The organism is Carboxylicivirga linearis (genome assembly GCF_018271995.1).
In the GTDB taxonomy this organism is placed as follows: Bacteria; Bacteroidota; Bacteroidia; order Bacteroidales; family Marinilabiliaceae; genus Carboxylicivirga; species Carboxylicivirga linearis.
On record NZ_JAGUCO010000072.1, the window covers coordinates 1 to 2,311 of the forward strand.

Genomic DNA, 2,311 nt, shown 5'->3' on the forward strand with positions numbered 1-2,311 from the left:
TGCTCGTCCTGACACTTTAGTCTACCGTCTTAGTCCCCCTATCGGGTGACACGACACCACGACTAATGCGCCACGACTTCATCCAGCCAACGTTGTAGCCAATTGAAAGAAAGAGAGACGCAGTCCGTAAATAGATAATTAATGAAATTAAACATATTCAATAACAAACCGACTCACTTGTATTCGGACTTAAAACCTGGAGAAAGAATTGACAAACTGTTTATTGACTTTGTATTTCCCGTTTTAGAGCCAAAAGGATTTAAATACCTCAAGTCAAAAAGAGAATTTAAGAAGAAAAATGACTTTTTTGATTTCCATATTAGTTGGTATGGACGGAAATATAATGAGAGTAATATCAGTGTTGAATTTGACATATTCATTAATTCATTTTCACCTAAATACAGAAAATGGGAAACTGATTACTATCAACTTGACAAGAATTGGGGTAATGCAGTTGATGGAACCAGAGTTAATTATATAAAAGGATGGGACAAAGAATATTATAATTTGGGTTGGTATGATTTAGTAAAATATGACAACGCAAAATTGATGGATAAGGTAAAAGATAATGTTGAAAATGCCGCATTTAAATTCTTTGATAATTATACTTCCTTTGATAGCGCAATTGAAACTTTGAAAGAATACCCGATTAAACATTTTGAGAAAATAATTGATTTCTATATTCTTCAGGACAAATGGGAAGAGGCCGTTGATTTTTTTGATAATAATAAAAAGTGGCACGAAGAACAAGAAGAGTTGGAAGGGAAAGACCCAAATTCTCAATACTCGCTGAATAGAAGAAAACCATTTGAATTGAGAAAAAAGGCATTAAACAACTGGCTACAACAAGGTATATAGCAAATAAGGCGAATAGTGTTTTGCAATGTATTGAGCAATTAATGAGCACCGCCGAAGCTTTTGCTTCGGCTATAAGAAATGATTAAATTAACAACCAAAACAAAAGCTTCGGCTAAGTGCAAATTGATAGGCAAGTGCCTTGTATTGCCTTACTTGCCATATACTAATCGTTGGGTGTAATGCTAAAATGCACGTAAATTAACTATTCCGTTCTCTCAATAATTTAAAATCATGATTAAAGAATACAAAGAAAATAATACGACTAAGGTAATTCTAAGAATAGTTTTAATTCTTTTTGGAATAGCGACAATCATTACTGTTATATGGATTAATGCATTGGTAATATTAGTCGGATTATATTTAATCTTAATGAGTTTATTTATAAAAGACAGGAGTATTCAAATATTTAAGGACAGATTTGAACTCAATGGTAAAAGTGTTTTGCCAATTTTTAATAGCAAAGAGACTTTTAAATATTCAGACATAAAGAAAATTGAGTTTAGTGATAGTTATACAGATATATTTAAATCAGTTCTAAAATCAATAGTTATCGACGACTTTGTATTCATAGGCAACTCTGGATACAATACTTATTCTAAACCAGACTCAATTACAGTAGTTTTGAAAGACGACTCATTTCGGATCTTTAATCGAATTGGATCAAAAAATCAATTTTTATACTGTTTTAAAACTATATTGGAACAAATAAATAAACAGAAAAGCACAACACCCAACACGCTGGAAATAAAGCATGGCTCGTCCGCCTCGTCCTGACACCTTAGTCTACCGTCTTAGTCCCCCTATCGGGTGACACGACACCACGACTAACGCGCCACGACTTCATCCAGCAACCGTTAGCCCTTATTGAATAACCAAACGTTCATTTCATAAATATTGAAAATAATTGACTAGTGAAATAAAATATCCATTGATCGAACTTACAGATTGGGTTTTCAATGGGGAAAAAGGATTTGTAGAGATTTTAGAAGAAGAAAAAGATGCAATTCATCATATTAATGAAAATGATCTTGACAAGCATTACAAAAGAATCTTAATTGACAGCAATGGGTATTATATCAAAATAATTACCCATAAAATTTTAAGTAAGACAGGGCCTTTATTTAAATTTTTTGGACAATCAAGGTTACAAGTTATTTTCAGTACGACAAATAGTGGTATTCAGATTTCATTGGATGAATTAAAAAGAAAAATTATTTCTAAGACCAAGCATCTGTATCCCATTACGAATTTGAAATTAATGACGGAATCTGAATTTATTTCAGAAATAAGTCGACTTGACAATTATGCAGACATTATTCGTGTTGCAACATTTTTAGATTATTAATAAAACAACAAGGGCTAACACGCTGGAAATAAAGCATGGCTCGGTCGGCTCGTCCTGACACTTTAGTCTACCGTCTTAGTCCCCCTATCGGGTGACACGACACCACGA

Annotated in this window: 2 protein-coding genes; both read left to right on the top strand. The window is 33.0% G+C overall.

The window, feature by feature from the left end; genetic code table 11:
- Positions 1–141 precede the first annotated feature (141 nt).
- On the top strand, positions 142–858 hold the full coding sequence (locus KEM10_RS23550) for a hypothetical protein (RefSeq protein ID WP_212220766.1): 717 nt from the start codon (positions 142–144) through the stop codon (positions 856–858).
- A 904-nt stretch (positions 859–1,762) separates the two neighbouring features.
- On the top strand, positions 1,763–2,203 hold the full coding sequence (locus KEM10_RS23555; RefSeq protein WP_212220769.1) for a hypothetical protein: 441 nt from the start codon (positions 1,763–1,765) through the stop codon (positions 2,201–2,203).
- Positions 2,204–2,311 lie beyond the last annotated feature (108 nt).

Excerpts from the sequence above, each read along its gene's own strand:
- KEM10_RS23550 (WP_212220766.1), top strand. The coding sequence starts at position 142 with ATGAAATTAAACATATTCAATAACAAACCGACTCACTTGTATTCGGAC.